The sequence below is a fragment of the Priestia sp. P5_B4 genome, from assembly GCF_056400385.1.
Genome location: NZ_JBFULJ010000047.1, coordinates 1 through 16,967, shown reverse-complemented (window position 1 = coordinate 16,967; position 16,967 = coordinate 1). Strand labels below are relative to the sequence as shown.

The 16,967-nt window shown below is 34.7% G+C and carries 19 protein-coding genes; 4 read left to right on the top strand and 15 right to left on the bottom strand.

All coding sequences use genetic code 11. The annotated features are described in order from the left end of the window. From AC1DRF_RS07805 to AC1DRF_RS07790, 4 genes are all read right to left on the bottom strand, one after another. A partial coding sequence (locus AC1DRF_RS07805) for a BglG family transcription antiterminator (protein WP_477740545.1) occupies positions 1-739 on the bottom strand: 739 nt, incomplete at its 3' end. Between the two features lie 261 nt (positions 740-1,000). Further along, positions 1,001-1,579, bottom strand: a complete 579-nt coding sequence (locus AC1DRF_RS07800; protein ID WP_043980404.1) for a TetR/AcrR family transcriptional regulator — start codon at positions 1,577-1,579, stop codon at positions 1,001-1,003. Positions 1,580-1,583: 4 nt separating this feature from the next. Beyond that, positions 1,584-2,306, bottom strand: a complete 723-nt coding sequence (locus AC1DRF_RS07795) for an MBL fold metallo-hydrolase (protein WP_230183588.1) — start codon at positions 2,304-2,306, stop codon at positions 1,584-1,586. Between the two features lie 283 nt (positions 2,307-2,589). Then, a complete protein-coding gene (locus AC1DRF_RS07790) occupies positions 2,590-2,928 on the bottom strand; it encodes a YflT domain-containing protein (RefSeq protein ID WP_013081802.1) in 339 nt (112 codons plus the stop codon). Between the two features lie 422 nt (positions 2,929-3,350). Between AC1DRF_RS07790 and AC1DRF_RS07785 the strand changes: the two genes are divergently transcribed. Then, a complete protein-coding gene (locus AC1DRF_RS07785; RefSeq protein ID WP_477740544.1) occupies positions 3,351-4,742 on the top strand; it encodes an amino acid permease in 1,392 nt (463 codons plus the stop codon). Positions 4,743-4,814: 72 nt separating this feature from the next. On the opposite strand, the gene AC1DRF_RS07780 is transcribed toward AC1DRF_RS07785, so the two are convergent. The 3 genes from AC1DRF_RS07780 to AC1DRF_RS07770 form a co-directional block, all read right to left on the bottom strand. After that, positions 4,815-4,949: a hypothetical protein gene (locus AC1DRF_RS07780; RefSeq protein ID WP_477740543.1), complete on the bottom strand. Its 135-nt coding sequence runs from the start codon at positions 4,947-4,949 to the stop codon at positions 4,815-4,817. A gap of 127 nt (positions 4,950-5,076) precedes the next feature. After that, a complete protein-coding gene (locus AC1DRF_RS07775) occupies positions 5,077-5,706 on the bottom strand; it encodes a copper homeostasis protein CutC (RefSeq protein ID WP_477740542.1) in 630 nt (209 codons plus the stop codon). A 64-nt stretch (positions 5,707-5,770) separates the two neighbouring features. Beyond that, entirely contained in the window at positions 5,771-7,216 is a 1,446-nt protein-coding gene (locus tag AC1DRF_RS07770; RefSeq protein WP_427075696.1) for a DEAD/DEAH box helicase, read from the bottom strand. A 446-nt stretch (positions 7,217-7,662) separates the two neighbouring features. Here AC1DRF_RS07770 and AC1DRF_RS07765 point away from each other — a divergent pair, with 446 nt between their 5' ends. Beyond that, the gene (locus tag AC1DRF_RS07765; protein WP_477740541.1) at positions 7,663-8,415 is read left to right on the top strand and encodes a hypothetical protein; all 753 of its coding nucleotides are present in this window, start codon (positions 7,663-7,665) and stop codon (positions 8,413-8,415) included. 57 nt (positions 8,416-8,472) lie between these two features. On the opposite strand, the gene AC1DRF_RS07760 is transcribed toward AC1DRF_RS07765, so the two are convergent. From AC1DRF_RS07760 to AC1DRF_RS07730, 7 genes are all read right to left on the bottom strand, one after another. Then, complete coding sequence (locus AC1DRF_RS07760; protein WP_353749376.1) at positions 8,473-8,745, bottom strand: hypothetical protein; 273 nt, start codon at positions 8,743-8,745, stop codon at positions 8,473-8,475. 62 nt (positions 8,746-8,807) lie between these two features. Then, positions 8,808-11,030 carry a terminase TerL endonuclease subunit gene (locus tag AC1DRF_RS07755; protein ID WP_477740540.1) on the bottom strand — a complete coding sequence of 741 codons (2,223 nt, stop codon included), beginning with the start codon at positions 11,028-11,030 and terminating at the stop codon, positions 8,808-8,810. Further along, a complete protein-coding gene (locus AC1DRF_RS07750; protein WP_477740539.1) occupies positions 11,020-11,562 on the bottom strand; it encodes a hypothetical protein in 543 nt (180 codons plus the stop codon). Before AC1DRF_RS07750 ends, AC1DRF_RS07755 begins: the two co-directional genes overlap by 11 nt. A gap of 15 nt (positions 11,563-11,577) precedes the next feature. Continuing rightward, complete coding sequence (locus AC1DRF_RS07745; RefSeq protein ID WP_477740538.1) at positions 11,578-11,889, bottom strand: HNH endonuclease; 312 nt, start codon at positions 11,887-11,889, stop codon at positions 11,578-11,580. A 297-nt stretch (positions 11,890-12,186) separates the two neighbouring features. Next, complete coding sequence (locus AC1DRF_RS07740; RefSeq protein WP_353749380.1) at positions 12,187-12,489, bottom strand: hypothetical protein; 303 nt, start codon at positions 12,487-12,489, stop codon at positions 12,187-12,189. A gap of 21 nt (positions 12,490-12,510) precedes the next feature. Continuing rightward, entirely contained in the window at positions 12,511-12,666 is a 156-nt protein-coding gene (locus AC1DRF_RS07735) for a hypothetical protein (protein ID WP_353749381.1), read from the bottom strand. Between the two features lie 346 nt (positions 12,667-13,012). Then, entirely contained in the window at positions 13,013-14,761 is a 1,749-nt protein-coding gene (locus tag AC1DRF_RS07730) for a DEAD/DEAH box helicase family protein (protein WP_477740537.1), read from the bottom strand. A 275-nt stretch (positions 14,762-15,036) separates the two neighbouring features. Here AC1DRF_RS07730 and AC1DRF_RS07725 point away from each other — a divergent pair, with 275 nt between their 5' ends. Both AC1DRF_RS07725 and AC1DRF_RS07720 read left to right on the top strand, forming a co-directional pair. Further along, positions 15,037-15,282, top strand: a complete 246-nt coding sequence (locus AC1DRF_RS07725; protein ID WP_477740536.1) for a hypothetical protein — start codon at positions 15,037-15,039, stop codon at positions 15,280-15,282. Positions 15,283-15,725: 443 nt separating this feature from the next. Continuing rightward, positions 15,726-15,959: a helix-turn-helix transcriptional regulator gene (locus AC1DRF_RS07720; protein ID WP_477740546.1), complete on the top strand. Its 234-nt coding sequence runs from the start codon at positions 15,726-15,728 to the stop codon at positions 15,957-15,959. A 293-nt stretch (positions 15,960-16,252) separates the two neighbouring features. On the opposite strand, the gene AC1DRF_RS07715 is transcribed toward AC1DRF_RS07720, so the two are convergent. After that, positions 16,253-16,967: HNH endonuclease (locus AC1DRF_RS07715; protein ID WP_477740535.1), on the bottom strand; the 715-nt coding region annotated here is incomplete at its 5' end.

The window sequence follows — 16,967 nt, the reverse complement described above, 5'->3', positions numbered from 1 at the left end:
GATCTTCTGAATACAAAGAAATAAAATTTTCTTCTTGTATTCGCTTACAAGCTATAGCTAAATGAATGATTAAATTATTTAATCCAATGTCTGAAACCATAATATTGTATCGTTTTATTTGATTTAAAATGTGGGCTTTAATCGTTAAGATTGATTCTTGGGGCAGAATAGATATTTTATTGTATACCATATCTATTTCTTTATCTTTTCGGTTGAATATGTACTCAGACATACAGAATCTCATTTTCATTTCGTCCCCTTTAGCTTTCAAGCCATAGTTAGGACGTTTTTCTAAAAGAATATCATACTTACACAGCTGTTTTTTAACATCTCTTAAATCGTTTTGAACCGTTGACTTGCTAATATACAACTCGTCTGCTAAATCTTCGAGCTTCAAATATTCGTCTGCTAGCAGCAATCTTTTGATTAAATAATGCACGCGGTCATCAGGAACGGTTGGAATAGAAGTTGCATCAAATAATTGATTAGCCGAAAGTTCTTTTAATAGGTGATGGAACTGTTTTTCATCTAAAACGCTAAGTTCATATCCTGTCCCACGAGCTGATTTAATTTTAGCTCCGTACTGAGACAAAATGTCATCTAGCTGTTTTATATCCGTTCGAATAGTTCGAGAAGATACTTGATTTACTGTTGCTAAATATTCACTCGTAACGGTTGATAATGTAGACTGTACGGACATTAGTTCTCTTAATATGACGATCATTCTTGAATTAAGCATGTTTGCTTCTCTCCATTCTCAGAAGATTTCTCCCTTATAAAACAAATGAAAAAGGGCTGGTTATTTTAAACAAAAACAAAAAATACCTAAACAGCAACAAACAGAAACTATCTTTTTCTGTCCTTGCAGCTTAGGTTTTGCCTGCTTCATCAGTAACAACCCTAAAACAATAGGAATAAATGTCTTTATTTGTAATCTATCATTCTTTCTCTTTTTTTTCAATTTCAACTAAAGCATTAGGCTTAGTGGCTTTAATGAAATTTATGTGGTCTGTTTATACCGGTGTAGGCCCAATGCAAACGTACGGATTAAAAAGTCTAGAGTCTCATCAGTGCTTAATGACATTCCAAATCCCCCTTTATGCTCCAAAGAAGAAAACCCATGTAAAATGCTGCGAAGACTTCTAACAGCATGAAGGGCTTCATTTTCCGGAAGCTGATACGGTTTCAACACATCCAGCACTAAAAACAAAATGTTATCAGATGCTTTTTGTACTTCTTCATCCTTTATCCTTGGTGCTACCGTTGCCGTTGCTTCGTATATTCCCGGAGACTTCCTTACAAATGAAACGTACGCTTTACTTAGATGATAAACAGCGTCTTCTGCGGAAGCATGTTCGACAGTACTTTTTAAAAGATGATATAGCTGCTGCAGTCCACTTAAAGCCAGTTCTTTGCGCAGCTCTTCTAATCCTTTTATATGGTTATATAAAGACGGTGGACGAACATTTAATTCTTTGGCTAATGAAGCAATTGTAACAGCATAAAACCCTTCACGATTGGCCAAATTTTCACCTGTTTGAATAACCTTTTTGAAATCTAGTCCTTGTCGTGGCGACATCCCTTCATCTCCTTTTTTCTATTTTCACTTTCGCTTGTTGTATTGCTTTCCCCATCAATTTTAGCGGCTGAGAAAGAATTTTTCCGTGTCCAACAGCAAGAAGTGACGGGTTTAGCTCATGTAGCTTTTCTGCACTTTTAAGCGCTAGCTCTTTGCTCCACGTTCCAAAGGCAGGAAACGGAAACAGCGGTTTTAACTGACCTGATACTGCAATTCCTCCTCGCACTTGGAACGAATCTCCGGCAATTAATGCGTTCGTTCTCTGGTCTAAAAAAGACATAGATCCAGGTGTATGTCCAGGTGTAAAAATAGGAGCAAGTGAGCCTATATAAAAATCTTCTTCGATGAAATGATCAATTTTAGTTGAAACCTTTCCTAGTTTTGGTATTCCTCCACGGATTGGGTTTTGAGGTTCTTCAGAATCGAGTGTGAAATCTCCTGAAAATAATCGATAATCTCTTTGCGACATATAAACAGAAGCATTCGGTAACCTTTTTTTCAAATGATCAATCGCTCCGATGTGATCTTCATGAGTATGTGTAAAAACAATTCGAGTAATCGGTTTTCCAATTTGATCTGCAGCTTTCAAAATACCCGACGCGCTGTATGGAAGAGCTGCATCAATTAATGTAAGACTGTCTTTCTCTTCGACTAAATAACAATTCACTGGAAAAAAGCGAGGCAAAAACGTCAGTTGATACAACATTTTCTCCCGAACTATTCTCATTTCCTCATCCCCTATTATCAAAATTAAAACTAATGGTATTAGTTTTAATTTTAACTAATACCATTAGTTTTATCAATCATATATTGAAAAAAACAAAAAAAGTGTGAGACATAACGAAATCAATTAAATCTAAAGACGAACAAATGGGATAAAGAAGCTCGTATAGATCACTTGTTATACCGTCCCCACAAAAAAATCCGAACGCGTTTGATTCTCTATCAAGAATCAAACGCGTTCGGATCTTTCTTTAACTAAACTACTTTTTTCATAGCCTCTATTAAAATTAAACGTCTTTTCTTTCTCCTGTAGCAGCCACTACAATCGCACTGCCTTTCTTTAACTCTTCTTCATATTTTTTTGTTTCGTCTTTTGATAAGCCTAGTGAAGCCATTTTTGTTCGAAGCTCATCTTCTCTGGTTAAAAATAAACTCGCTGCTGAATGTAAAGGACCTTCTTCAGACAGTCGAATAATATTTGTGTCCGTTACTTCTGTTAAATTTTTAGAATTTTCCTTGTCATACGTAAACACGTATACTTCATCTTTCTCAAAACCTTTGTCTGCAAATTGATTAACTGCTTCGTTAATGTTTGCTCCTTTTTCTACTACTTCAACATGTTTCATTATTTATAACCTCCTGTTTCTATCACACATCTTTCTTTTATACTTAACAAAAGAATAAACTTCTTACTACTATATATACCCGTTTTCAGAAAGGAAAACCCGCATTTAGAGCTTTGCAGAGAGTTTGAATATCACTCCACATTATCCTTTAATAGAATGTATACCTCTTTTGATTAAATTATTTGAAACAATCATTCAGTTTATTTTCAGCTACATTGCTTATTATAAAAAGGAAAAAGACGMTAATCAGATACTTTATACGCATAATGAATATCTGTGTCAGAGTAAGCCGGATATGAATGCAACAATTCATATCCGCTTTTTGTATGAAAGAACCTCTAACAACATCCTATCCATACGTCTTACAACATACTATAATTCTCCATATTAACTAAAAATTCAGTTTATATAGGAGGTTACAAATGAACAGCCATCCACAGCCACAGTTAAAAAAAGAGTTAAAGATCCGGCATATCACCATGATTTCTCTTGGAGGAATTATCGGTGCTGGATTATTTATCGGAAGCGGATCACTCATTAACACCGCTGGACCGGGATCTATTTTTTCGTACGCATTTGCTGGTTTGCTCGTTATTTTAGTCATGCGAATGCTTGGCGAAATGTCTACTGCCAATCCTTCCAGCGGTTCTTTTTCTACTTATGCAAAAGAAGCATTAGGCCCTTGGGCCGGCTACACGATTGGCTGGCTTTACTGGTTTTTCTGGGTTATCGTTATTGCTGTTGAAGCCATTGCAGGTGCAAATATTATTCAATACTGGTTCCCGTCTTTGCCGTCTTGGGGAGTAAGCCTGGCTCTTACTTTTTTATTAACGATGACCAATCTGTRCTCTGTTAAATCTTTCGGAGAATTTGAATATTGGTTTTCCCTCATTAAAGTCGTCAGTATCGTTCTTTTTTTACTTTTAGGTATAGCTATTATTTGTGGATTCATTCCAGGCATTGATTCTCCCGGCACTTCCAACCTTTTGCACAAAGGCGGATTTTTACCAAATGGAATTAGCTCTGTGTTTTTAGGCATTGCTCTTGTCATGTTCTCTTTTATGGGAACAGAAATTGTCGCAACCGCAGCAGGTGAATCGTCTCAGCCTGAAAAAGCCATTACCATCGCGACCAATACCGTTATTTATCGCATTTTGTTTTTCTATTTAGGCTCTATTTTTATTTTAGTAACGGTTCTTCCTTGGAATTCATCAAGTCTAATGAAAAGCCCATTTGTATCTATTCTTGAATTAGTGAATGTACCGGCCGCAGCTCAAATTATGAACTTTATTATTTTAACAGCCGTTCTTTCCTGTCTGAATTCTGGTCTGTATACAAGTTCTCGCATGCTGTTTTCCATGTCTCAAAACGACGATGCACCAAAAAGTTTTTCAAAATTAAATAAAAAAGGCGTGCCGGTTAGCGCGATATTAGCTTGTACAGTTATCTCGTACATTAGCGTTATCTTTAACTACATTTCACCKGAYAAAATCTTTTTRTTTTTAGTRAAYGCATCRGGWGGCGTAGCGCTTCTTGTGTAYCTWGTTATTGCWTTTTCACAGMTTMRMATGMGAAARAAATAYGAAAAAGAAAAKCCKGAAGCATTAAAAATTAAAATGTGGTTATTTCCTTACTTAACTTACGCTACAATCCTTGCCATCACTAGTATTTTTATAGCCATGGCATTTATTGATTCATTACGTTCTCAGTTCTTCTTAACTCTTTTAATTGCTGTACTCGTCGTAGGTTCTTTTTTCTTTCAGCGTACCAAAATGACGAGCGGCTTAGCAGCAAAAGGAAATACATCAAAATAAAAGAGGTTGAGACATAACTAAATGAATTCAACCTAAAGATGAACAAATGAGATAGATGAGCTGGACTGCTTATTACACCGCAGTTGATTTCCATGCAAGGCTTTGCTTTCCGCGGGCGGCCGCTGAGCCTCCTCGTCGCTTGTACTCCTGCGGGGTCTCATCTGTTTCACTGTTCCCGCAGGAGTCTTCRCCTTGCCCTCCAATCACCTGCTAGAAGGAACAAAACAGATGAAACTATATTCACCATCAAAAAAACGAACCACGAATCAAACATATTGATTAATGGTTCGTTTTTCACTTGGATTAAAATGCTTTTGTCCCAGCCTCTTTTTATTTAACGAGATAAATCTCCTACAATTTTTGTTCCGTGTAATTCAGCTGCTTTTGTTTCTTTTATAACCGCCTCTGCGTTGCTTTCATGAATTCCTCCGCCGGGCAAAATAATAATACGGTCGTTAGCATATGTGATCAATTCTCGGATCATATGAAGATTTTGCAAAGCAGATCCTTTCCCTCCTTTGGTCAAAATACGGTCTACTCCCAATTCACTAAGTATATCAATGGCTTTGTATTTATCTTTAATCTCATCAAATGCCATATGAAACGTAACGCTTAAAGGATGAGCTTCTGCTATTAACTCTTTAGTGCGTCCGTAATCGATTTCAGCTTCTTCTGTCAAAATGCCAAATACTACTCCGTTTACTCCAAGGTCTTTACATGCTTTAACGTCTTTTTTCATAATTTGAAATTCTGCTTCGGAATATATAAAATCACCGCTTCTTGGGCGAATAATCACGTTGATATCTGTATCAAGATGTTCGCTTGCATATTCAATGGTGCCGTAACTTGGCGTGGTGCCTCCTTGACTGAGATTGTCACATAATTCAATGCGGTCTGCTCCTAGCTTTTCTGCTTTTTTTGCCTGCTCATACCCTTCTGCACACGCTTCTTTTATGTACTTCATACTCTCAACTCCTTTATTGGCTCTATAAATAAAGCCCATCTTTAAAAAGATGGACTTCCTTCTGCTATTTAATCGCTTTATGAACTTTTAATTTCTTTCCTTTAATCGTTTTGTTTTTCATTGCTTGTAACACTTTTGGACCTTTTCCATTCAAAATCTCTACATAAGAGACATTCTCTTGGATCGTAATAATTCCAATATCGTCCGCGGTTACTCCGTCTAACTTCGCAATTGTTCCCACAAAATCAACCGCTCTAATTTTCTTTTTCTTTCCTCCGTTAAAATACAGCTTCATAATGTCTTTATTTAATGACTCGCTTTTATCCTTTTTAACTTCTGGACGCTCATTGATTTTTTCAGTAAAAGCGGATGCTGCCTGCTGTACTTCTTCTTTAGAAGGAGGAGTAGATGTTGGAATTGAAAAACCGATATATTCTTCAATTTCCGATAGCATTCTCTCTTCATAAGGCGTTACAAATGTGATAGCCTTCCCTTTTTTACCGGCACGTCCCGTTCTTCCTGTACGGTGAACGTAGCTTTCTTTTTCTAACGGAAGGTCGTAGTTAATAACGTGTGTGATATTATCAATATCAATTCCTCTCGCAGCTACATCTGTCGCCACTAAATAGCGGAATTTACCTTTTTTGAAATCATTCATAACCTCAAAACGGTCTTCTTGCACCATTGCCCCGTGAATTTTATCACAAGGATACCCAAGATCATCTAAATCATCTAACAGCGTATTTACCTGCTCTTGCGTGCGGCAAAAAATGATGCAGCTGTCTGGGTTTTCTACTGTGGTTACGTCTTTCAGCAGTTCAAATTTACGTTCGTTTTCTACTGATATAACAGAATGGTCAATCGTACTTGTCGTTAATCCATTTGCTTTGATTTCAACATCAACCGGCTTTTTCATATACTTGCGAGAAAGCTCTTCAATATCTTCAGGAAGCGTAGCAGAGAAAAGCATCGTTACACGCTCACTAGGAAGATGTTGAATGATTGCTTCTACTTGGTCAATAAAACCCATATTTAGCATTTCATCTGCTTCATCAATAACCAAATAACGAATTTTTTCTAATGCAAGCGTTTCTTTTTCTATATGATCAAGCACTCGTCCAGGCGTACCTACAACAATATGTGTTTTTTGCTTTAATTCTACTTTTTGCTTGGCAAACGGTGATTTTCCGTAGACAGCTGCTGCTTTAATTCGCTTAAAACGGCCGATATTTGTAATATCTTCTTTTACCTGCGCAGCCAGCTCTCGTGTCGGTGTTAACACTAAGGCCTGGGGCTTATTTTCTTCCCAATTAACTAATTCACACAGTGGAATGCCAAAGGAAGCCGTTTTTCCACTTCCTGTTTGAGACTTCACGACCACATCTCTTTCTTCTAGCGCGATGGGAAGCACCTTGCTTTGTACTTCCGTAGGATGATTGTATTGCAGGCTAGAAAGCGCCTTAACTACCTTGTCACTAAGATCATATTGACTAAAACTTCTTTGATTCATTTTGTACCCTCATTTATTTTAAATTAGTGATTATCTTTATCATGACCTGATGCACTATGTTTCATTATACTTTAATTCTTCTATACGCGCTCAAGATTTAATGTAGCATTGATTTGTCAAACAAAAGAGAAAAGCCGCTCTCCTATTAATAAGAAAACGGCTTTGGTATGAGCGATGAGGGATTCGAACCCCCGACCCCATCCCTGTCAAGGAATGGAAATCTAGGAAGGGCTAAAATTGGCCTCCAAACACTGAGACAATACACTTCGTACATTCTATTGATTTAATTATAACGATATGATTGAAACACTGCAACCATTTCCCAATATAAATCATTAAAGTAATATTATTTAATTTTTCTAGTTTTTTTATGATTCTTTTTACCTAATTATTGTGAAAATATGTTATAAATAAAATTGAATATATTAACATTGGAGTTGAAACGTATGAATTGGGCAGAGTTGGTACAATGGATAGACAAACATCCTGCGTTATCCGCAGCGACTCTTACAGGGTCGGTTACTTTTGTAGCTGGTATCTCTTCACAAGTGTTAGCACATCAATTTACAAAAAAGAGAGAAGGAAAAAAAGCTATTAATGAAGCTATTTCACATATATACTCTCCTCTCAGCATTAATATTTATGAATACTTAAAAGAGTATGGAAAGGCAACCAAAACACCGGAAAAAAAAGAAATAAAAGATGCACTTGATAATATTTGGCTTGAAATAAAACAAATTGCAGATGATAATAAACAATCAGCCAGCGCAGGACTTGCCCATACCTTGAAGCAATTAAACCGTGGGGACGGAGCTGAGTTTACTTTTTTCATTGCTTTTTTCAAAGAATTTGAAAAAGTTGCCAAAAAAGTTGATTTCGAAGGGAGATTTGATAGATACACCCTAAAAGAAATTATGTACATATTGAGAATTTACAATAAATTAGATTCTCGCTATGGAAGAAACATAGCTGAATGTTTTTTTCAAGTACTCAACTGTCGTCACACTCTATCGCTCAAAAAACTTTGCAATGAACTAAAAGTAGAAGAAATTGACCCACGGGATTATAACAAAAATTCCTTTGACGAAACTTTTGAAAGATTAGCACTTAATAACATATATGGTTCTTTTGGAGATAATTGGACTAATATGGTAGATGAAAGATTGAAATTTTTAGAAAAACGTTACGGTGGGGAATGACAAGGATTTTTAACTTCCTTGTCGCTTTCCATGTTCCACATTAATAAAATAAAAGTTTTATAAGACACTGATAGACATATAAAATCCCAACAGCTCTGATACATTTTGTTCATATGCGTACCTATCCGAAAGGTTTCTGTCAAACATGTACCGAGCTAATAGCTTTTTCAACCCCACATAGCGCTCTTCCGAGCAAGTAAAATGAGGATTTGCCTTTTTTAATACGGTTATAAATCCTTTGTATTGTTTTTCATTATTTTTTGGGTACTTTTCACAAACAAAATGGATAACTTCTGTTACATAGTCAATTTGCTTGTTTAATTCCTTCATGATTTAAAACCTCCGTTTGATTTAATAATAAAAAGCGCTCCAAATGGAACGCTTCAACTTAATTACAAGAAATACTCCCTATAGCCACCTTTCGTGTCAGTTTCCTCGACATCATCAATTACAAACTCCATTGACGTATCCAATGAATCGTCCTCGCTAAGTACTATAAATCCAGTAAATGGTTTGCTTGGAGCAACTTCGTATAGCTCACTGCATGTAACTAAAGCAGTAATCAGCGCAAAAACCATATCGGTTTTATGCAAAGCTCCTTTGACTTTTTCAGCTATGTACAAGTTGTCAGTTTCACGCATTTGTACAGCTCCCCATTCATATTCAATCATGGTATTGTCATAGTTTAAACGATTTTGCATAACGATTTCACGTAATAATTTAACTCCTGTGTGACGACCAGAGTGACTTTGAAGGATTGGCTCAAAGTGGGAATGATAAAACGCTTCATAGCTTTTCAAATTTTGTACAAGGTTGTTAGCATTATATGGGTCATAGGATACGTGAGTGATTTCTACTCCCAAATGCTGAGGAATGCTTACAATAAATTCCTCAATCGTTTTGTAATTAATAATGTGGCTATTTGTACTTTCTTCGTCAGTAACATACACTTGCTTGCGGTTAATCCATTCATGGTAATTGATTTTTTCGATTTTTTCCTTTTGTTTTAACCGACCACTCGGAACGAATACCCATTGTTTAGCATAATATTCGCCTTCATGATTTGTGATTAAGCTAACACATGTATTATCATCACTTTTCGATAGGTCAAATGACAATACACATTCCCTTCCGTACCAGTCAAAATCCTTTTTGGGATTATGACATTCCTTGAGCATCTCAATAGGAGCGATGGAAGTACCAGCATTTGTCGCCAGGAAAATATTTAAACGCCTTGATTTAAAACCGTTCTGTTTAATATCCTGCTCTATAGCTTCGTTTTGTTCGCTGATTAATGTCTCACAATTGATTTCCCACATTAAAGGATTAGTCGCTTTTAAAGCTTCATGGCTTGTCCAATCAAGGTTTGGTTCTTGAGCTGTATATAACATAGCGAATAACGTTTCATCGGAGTAATTGCTATCGGGGTCTAAACAGCTTTTAGCCACTTCAACTTCAATGCTCATCCCACTTGGGTATTTTTCATAAGCTGTAGACACATAAAACGCCAATTGAAATGAACCAGCTAAACCACGTACTAAGGAGTTAGCAACTGGGTTATCTGCATTGGAATTTCCGTTTTCATCAATAGCTGCTATTGAAGGAAGTGAACCGTCTTTAGGTTTCCCACTAAGCGTTTCAAATCGTGATTTGGAATGTAAGGCTACTATTCTGTCACGATTGATTTTGAAATAACGTTTAATGGTAGGTGAAGCGTCCGTGATGTTTTCTAATTCCTTGCGGATTTCTTGAGCTTCACGATAGCTGTTAGAAGCTGAATATAATTCACTACTGTTTGGTAATAGAATTAGACCGAGCATTTTTACAGCAGATACCAACCATGATTTTGCATTTTTCCTTGGAATGAAAAGGATAAATTTTCTCACTCGGTTTTCTGCAAAGTTATCTTTCTTTCGCCAAGCCCACACGTTAGCTAACATAAAGTATTGAAACGGTAAAATATGATTCGCAATAGAATCGCCAATCAAGTTTACATCCTTTGCAGTTGCCAAATTGACTTGACGTAAAAACACTTCAATTACACGCAATACATCAGCATTGAAATAATACGGGAAATCGTCCTTAAATTGATTCACAGTGAAATCCTCGATGAACTTCCTAGCTTGTAGGCGTATCCAGTAACATTGGCTTTTGTCGTTTACCATGTCATAAGCAAATTTAATAGGAGCGCTATTTAACAGGTCGTTATAATCAATAGCTGATGTAACTCGTGGTTTTAGCGATTTCTCGCTTTTGACAGTATGCTTCATACGACCATCGGAAATATAACCGTCCCATGGTTCTTTATGATGATTATTTATACCAAAAGCCATATCGTATAACGTATTATCCTTTAAGTCATAATTGCTCATGTATTCCTGACAAAAATTTTGAATACTATTATATTCTGAATGATTCGCAATACGATTATCACCATTTTTCATTGCTTTGAGCATATAAACATACGATGTAAATAAAAAATCGACCATAGGTTTGTCCATCCCATGACCGATTTCATCAATTAAATCCTTATATTCATTTTGGAATTGCTCACGTTCAATATCGGAAGGAAAACTCATTCCTTTGAAAACAGCTTCATTGATTTTATACTTCATTTGTTGTTTCCTCCCCAAATGCTTTACCTGCTATGTTTTTAGTAAATAGGTTTGTTAAACCGTCCGTTTCATTCATTTCAGCTTTTTGTCGTGCCAAAGTAACAATGTCCACTGCACCAAGGCCAAGACGTGATTTTATAACTCCGATGGTTTTCAATGAATCCTGTCGYATTTTTATAGCTGGATTAGGAACTGGTTTTTCGCCTACAAATATAATCCTTTTGTAAGTTTTGATGTCTTCCTCGTATTCCTTTAACAATGACATTTCGTTAGCTAAATCAATTAAATCGGAAATATGAATGTTTCCGATTGCGGAAGATTGGTGAGCTTCCTTTGCTAAAATGTGATAATTCATTTGAGCATTTTCATTATTTAACTGATTTACTTCATGTTCATACAAACCTTCAAGACCTTGTTCCAAACGGTCTGAAGCTCCGACTGTTTCTTGTTCAAATTTAACTAAACGCTTTTTCTCAGCTTGTGATTTATGATTTCCTTGCAATTGGCTTGCTGATTTATTATGTCTTCCCATTTTAAATTACCTCCGTTATAAGCATGGTCCTGGTAATGGTTTTGCTTCAAATTCAAAATCTAACGTAGTTTTTGTTCCCAGCTGTAAGTTACAAACCTTACAAATGGTCACAAGGTTAGTAGGTTCTAATTCCAATTCTGGGTATTTACTACGTGGTTTTATATGATGTACCTCAAGGTCTTCTGTATCTGATATAGTTATCAAATTATTTTTCATTGCTGCACAACGCCGACAACATTTAAAGTCTCGGACAATTATTTGTAAACGTAACTTTCGCCATACTGGGCTTGAATAGAAGTTGTCTTCCTTACCTTTAATTTTTAACATTTTGCGATTATGTTGACTTAAACATGAGCAACTTTTGCCATATTCATATTTTTGTAAGCATTTATTGCATTTCTTGAGTATTTTTTGAGTCATTTCATCACCTATTGATTTTAAAAAGCTGGATAAACGGATGTGCCGAGAAATTTTGACACCACTGTATCCTAAAATCTCCTAGACCGTTTTTAAAAATGAGGGCTGGGAGGGGGATTAAATTAAATTTCATTCCATTTATCCGCATGTATTTTATATTTCATTTATCAGTTAGCTAACTATTTTAATTGAATATTAATGATATAATTAAATACTTTGACTCAACCTTTTAATTGATTGATTGCGTATGATTTCATATACATGATTGGTAGCTAAACTAACAGCGTTAATCTGTTTGTATTCGCCTGTGTTAATCAAATGTCTACATTTCTTTTTAACTGTTTTCATCGTTTGATATAATGTTGGTCGTATTAATTCAGGATATTGTGTGACCTGCTCCAATGCTAACTTGAAGCCATAATGAACAGCTTCCTCATCGGTAACCATACGTTTACTTAAAGCATTCACTAATTCGTTAGCTTGGTCTATTAACTGTTGTTTTATGGTCATAGGATAATACCTCCGTTTGATTTAACTTGATTTACTTTTACTAGCATGTTGCGTGAGTAGCATTGTGATATAAGGTGCAACTCGTTTTAATCCCAATTGTTTAGCTTCCTTTTCGAGCTGTTCATACACCCATGAATCAGGATATAAATGCACTTGTTTAGTATTTTTATTATTCATGATGTTCTCCTTTCTTTTTTAGTACGATTTAGTAGCTATATAGTATCTATATGCTAAACGATAGAAAGTTAACTAGATTTCACAATTTGTAGCATAATTGTAGTATTTGGAACAGATTCTGTAAGTTAATATACAACACAAAAAACATTGCATCAGCCGAACAAAGTGAGGATGATAAGACTGCGCAAGCAGACCAATATAATTCATTATCGCAAGGCAAGCTTGCTTCTTATCTCACTTACTTCGTACGTTCGATGTAATGTTGTTTTTAATTGCAAAAAACGGAGTCAGAACCAGTTTTCTTATAAGAAAACTCAACCTGAAACCGTTTATTGCAGGTATTTAGTTATGCTTTAGTCACAGTCCAAACTGTTCGTTGTTTATGATTAATCACTTTGCGTTTATCATCAACTAGGAAACCATATGTTCTTACAAAACCTTTAATTGTAGTTAAGTTTGCTAATCTGTTACTTCGTTTAGACGCTCCGAAATAATAACTGAGTTCACTTTGAAACTTACGCTTTTCACCGTCATATAATTTAATACCTTCATATGCTTGTAAGTAAGGAACCAGTTCCTCGTTAACACGTTGTTCCAACTCTAATTCTATTTCACTTTTTGCTTCCTCTTTACTGCGCCACTTTATAGTAGAATGACGACCAAACAACTTTTTAACCAATATTTGATAGTTTCTTACAGTGTTATTTTTAATGATTGTTTTAAACGAACCGTTGCCATCCTCTACATCTATTCCCACTTTACGAATCAAGGGCGAAATATAATTAAGTTGATAACGTACTAACCCTGCAAAATCATCATTTTTAATCGCTTCTGTAGTTAATTTCACTTTATCCATACGTTCCTCGTGCTCGTCCATTGCTAAGAAAGAGCTCATAAAAGTATCATTAATAAACTGTTTAATTTTAGCTTCAGACATTCCTTTAACCATTGGTGAATTGACTATGAATGCTTCCGTATTACCGTATTGTTTGAAACGATAATCCGCAAATTCATTAAACAACTTCACTTGTTCCATCAATCGTTCATACTGTCTTTCCAATACAGAATTGCCTTCGGTAGACACCCATACTGTTAGACGGTCATTTTCATCATGAATATCGAAACGTTTGCGACCAACCATTTGTTTGATTTGTACATGGTCATATTGATTTAATAATATGATATGTTTTAAATCCTTGTCTTTGATATCAATACCATTATCAATCGCTTTGTTTGCAATGACTCCTTGAGTGTCGAATTTTTTATTAACAACTAAAGCTGAAACTTTGCGAGTCATATCAGGATTTTTCTTTCCCTTAAATTTACCGTCTGCTTCTTTCACCCAAATAGAGTGATAATATTCAACAGAATATCCTTTTTTCTCTAATTTCTCTTTCCACTTTTTTAGGCTATTTCTAGATTTCATATCATCAGCAAATGCCATCCATTTTTCATTGATTGGTATATTCTTAATAATTTGTTCAAGGTCTCTGTTTGTGCAAACAAAATCCATTCTACTTTCAAATCCCAGTTCTTCCGAATAATCAAGTTCCTTATAATTTACACCTTTATAATTGAAATATTTAACAACTAATTGAGGTGTTGCAGTGAACATAATAACTGGTTTGCTTTCAACTGCTTCAAGGAGCTTATTCATAACAATATGTGTTGTTCCGTTCCATGCGTCACTTACAAAGTAATGTGTTTCATCACAAAGTACAATTTCTGCTTCATCAATCAGTTTTAACATATCCTTATCGGATACTTTTTGATAACTCGCTACGTTTACGCCATTTGCTTTAAAAATACCCATGTCATCACAGGCCTGTTCCACATCATCATTGAACTTCAGAACAACTGCTGTTCGGTTTGCCATTACGAGTATTTTCTTTTTTGCAAATGGTAGATATTTTCCTTCACCGAATCCATGATTTTCTGATTCAAAATGCGGTTTGATTATATCGTTAATAATGAAAGTTGATTTGCCTGTTCCTGTGGGTGAAACGATTAATGTAATGCCTTCTTTATAGTCAAGCATAAATTTTACATCTGCTTTGGTTAGAGTTTCAGTAATGTAATTATATTGTTTTTTCATAATTTTCTCCTTCTGCAACAAACGGTTTTAGAATGAAATTCTATATATAAAATTTATTTCTGATGACGTTTATTGCAATTAATATATATAAGTTTTTAAGAATTGTATTTCACAAATACACAACTATTGTATTATCTTTTTTGCCCATGTCAGGTTAACATCTATATCTTTTTTGAAATTATTTTTCTTCATTAAATAACAGATAAAAAATTTCTAGGCGGCAAATTTTTTCTATTATACAATTAAATAAATATATAAAAAGTGGGGGTAATAACGTGAGGAAAGTTTTAATAGAAAGTGCTGTAGAAATGCTATTGGATAACTATAATTCAGCAGAATTTAGAGAAGTATTTTTTATGAGAACTTTAGATTACTTAATTTACGATAAAGAAGTTGACTTGCTCGCAGATATTCCATTATTAGCAGAAGTAATATATGAAAAAAATGCTCACTTCTTAATCGAACCACTAAGAATATATGACCGATTGGCTAGTGAAGAAATTGAGAGATTACTTGTATAAAGCAATATCTAATGAGCTACATAATGGGAGGAAGAAAAATGAAAAAAACACATGAATTTGAAATGACCATAAACGGAGAAACAATCAAATGGCAGGAAAAATCACATGCACAAATCTTCCGCAACTTCTGGACATACTTCATGAAAAAGGACCTTCAAAAAACGATTGATACAATCAAACTTGCTGAAATCCGTACTTTGGACAGGGAGTACTTTGTTGCTAAAAACGGAGGTAAAAAGAAAAATATTCACGTTAAAGACGAATTGTGGGTTTACACTCATTTGAATCCTGAAGCGATGAAAAGGGTTTATAAAAAATTTATTAATAGTTGGGAAAAAAATCACGAAACTATGGAGATTAAAACTTCTAATGATGAGTCTAATCAAGAATTTGAATTAGAAGTACCAATAAAAAATGATGAGAGTATTTCTGGTGTTTCCCTTCTGTTAAAAAATAAAGAAAAAAGACAATTTATTCAAGACGAGGTATTAACTACACCAGAAGCTATTGAGCTTCTAGAAATTTCAAGGGCAAGATTAAGCAAAATGATTAAAGACGGTAAGATTACTCCAGCTAAAAAATTAGGGTGTGTAAGCTTATTCTGGAAAGGTGATGTAATTGAGAAGAAAAAAGAACTCGTTAAGTTASGAAAGCAGTACCGTCCTTTTGAAAATTAAAAGCACTTTAAGTTAATTTTTTCACGTTGCTTAAACAAAGAAGGACATTAAATAATTGTCTGTTTAATGTCCTTCCTTAGCTAATAGCACTTATTGATTTTTCAATTTATGTTCTCGTAACTCCAAGTACCTTGCATGAAATAAATGATTTATTTCATTAGAATATAAATATTTGTTTTGTCTCTTAAGGAACGTAACTCTTGCCAAATTAATTTTTCTGTTTTGATTTCTTCATTACGCTTCCTTATTTCTTCTAATCTCAAAAAACTTTCTCTCCGAAGATAACTTTTAAACTATATATTTATATTTACCAATGCTTTTTCTTTAATTTTCTTCAAGTCTTCTTCTAACTCGAGCTGATGAATTTTCCTATGGCAGTTAGGGCATACAGCAACGACATTATCTATAGTATCTGTACCACCTTGAGATAAATAATGAATATGATGCACTTCTAAAAACGGGTTTCCTTTTTTGTCCATAAAAGGAGCTTTTTCTTCACATAACTGGCAAATACCTTTTGACATTCTTTTTGCAAATTCTTTAATATACACACTTCTAGGAAAAACTGATACTTTTCCTACCTTACGACTGTCTACTTCATTTGTTTGTCCATTTAAGATATTCTGTTTTAATTGTTCTAAAGACAAATTTTCAAAATACTTAACTTTCATTTCACAAAACTCTTCATACATTTCAGGAAAGAGCTCAGCTTGGTCATGTTCTATACCCTGTTTCCATGCCTTTTGGTCGTTTTTTATCCTCCACATCGAATCATATCTACTAGCCCATATTTCTCCAAGTTCTATACGGTATTGTTTTGCTTCATTAATAATGTTCATAGCTTCTTCTTGAGATTTACATAGCAATATTTCATGAATGAATAAACTATAATATTTTCGTTTACTTTTTGACAAAATGTGTTGCTTTAACTTTATGGACTCGTCACGTTCTTCGATAAAATGTATTAAAGAATAGGCTAAAAACTTAAATTGTATGTTGAGTTGGGGC